General features: G+C 29.9%; 1 protein-coding gene. It reads left to right on the forward strand.

Going from position 1 to position 2,097, the window contains the following annotated elements; translation table 11 throughout:
- Positions 1 to 277 precede the first annotated feature (277 nt).
- Positions 278 to 2,097 (forward strand): fibronectin type III domain-containing protein (locus AB0411_RS37820; protein WP_437044513.1); only part of this gene is annotated, 1,820 nt, incomplete at its 3' end.

A 2,097-nucleotide genomic window follows, 5' to 3' on the forward strand; every position in this document is an offset into this window, starting at 1 on the left:
GTTTTATCTTATCATGTGAAATCATTAACGATAGGGATTGATGACAATAGTTATACTAGGAAATAAAACTAAAAGAATTATAAAAGTATTTAAATATTCGAATAAAAAAACGTATTATATTTTTTTGGGATGTTTTTTTAAAAATAAAGAAGGTCGAGCAGTATTAAATAAATTATTATTTTATTTGATCATGTGAAATTATTAACGATAGGGGTAGATGAAAATAGTTATGATAAGAAATAAAATGAAAAGAATTATCCGAATTTTAATATTATTTATGGTCGCAGTAACAATTTTTCCAAATTCGGCTTTAGGAAACACAAAAACCAAACCAGATGAACTTGTAATTGATTTAGACAATACGGATACAGGGTTAAGTTTTATAGAGGATTTTAAAGCGGGTGTTGATTGGAGCAATAAGATGTTTCCAACTATCCCTGATAATCTCAGCAAAAGTGATGATTTAAAGAATATTAACAATATAAATAACGAGTTAAGAAGAAAGTACATGAATAGAAGTGATTTATATCATAATCAAGATCAATTGGAAGCAATAGATAACCTATTTGTTACTTCGACATCAGAAGATCTCCTACTTTATGCAAATTTTAAAGGGGAAGATTTTGGAATAAACTCTAATTATATATATTATGATCCGGAAATGATACTTGATTTAGTCTTAGAAGATAGTGAATATGGAATTGACCATGGTTATTTATTGGGTACTCTTACCCCTAAATCCCTAGATGAGAAACAAGATATATTTATCCAATTAGAAATAAATATACCTAAAGGTACTAAAATGACTCGGGTTGGGTCACTAGAAGAATCTCAATTCATTTTAGAACGGGGACAAGCATTACACTATACTAAAAAAGAAATCTTAAAGGATGGCGATACGGAAGGGATAAAAATATCTGCTGAATTAATATCTGAAACGGATCTAAATAGTCAAACAGACTTTTATAATAAGGCTATGGCTGAAATGCTAGATAAAAAATTTAATATGCCGAATTCATTTATTAAAATACTACCCTTGGGATTAAATGCTGGATTTGTATTTTCAGAAGGACAAAAAGTTTCAGAGCAAGCAATTGAAATTCTTAGAAATAATAACTTTCTAAACAATCACCAAACTGATATCTTTAATGTTTATTTTACAACAGGATTTAAGGTGCATACAGAGACGTTTGATATTATTACTAAAGATATGACCTTAGAGGAGCGCAAAAAAAAATTCGAAGAATCATTTAGTGATTCATCTTTAGGAACTACAAGATGGTTAACTGACGATAGAATAGATACAAATCTTAACTTTAATAATCTGAGCAATAAAATAATGTTGAGAGAAGATAGGATTATTGAGGAGATATCAAGTACATTCATCCATGAATATTTACACTTTGAAATTCTTAACAACAATTTTTTTGAAAATCATTCTATGTTCCAAGAAAAGTCATTGGAACAAATGACAGAAAATTTAATGGCTAGTGAGTTAGATACCTTAGTTGATATACTAAATGATTCATATGCCAAAGATAATTGGGAAGAATTTTTGTGTGAAGCATTTAGAGCTAAGTTACATCCATACAAACCAATTGCAAAAGATTCAGAAGAAAAAATGCTAAAAACAAATCGTTTCTTAACTAATATTTTTGATGCCTCACCGCCCACTGTTCCTCAAAATTTAAAAGAACTAGAAACAACTGGGAATTCTACCAAGTTTACCTTTGACCATTCTAAGGATGATACTAGTGTTGAAAGATACAATGTTTATAAGGATGGACAATTGGTAAAGTATTATAACACGAAAGCAGATAACAACGGACTCCATTCTCCAACGCCAGGCGATGATCAAGAAAAGATAGAAGTAGATATTGATGGGTTAGATCAAGTAACTGAATATGAGTTTAGAGTAACAGCTATGGATGAAGCTAAAAATGAGTCTGAGAAAAGTGAGCCTTTAAAAATAAAAACAAAAGATACTGAGCCTCCAGAGTTGTCCGGAAATTTAAAAAGACAAGTTTTATCAGCTTCACATGCACATTTTAATTTACCAGCAGCTACAGATAACGTTGGCGTTGCTAAAAAGAAAAT

The organism is Streptomyces angustmyceticus (genome assembly GCF_040701845.1).
Taxonomy (GTDB): Bacteria; Actinomycetota; Actinomycetes; order Streptomycetales; family Streptomycetaceae; genus Streptomyces; species Streptomyces angustmyceticus_A.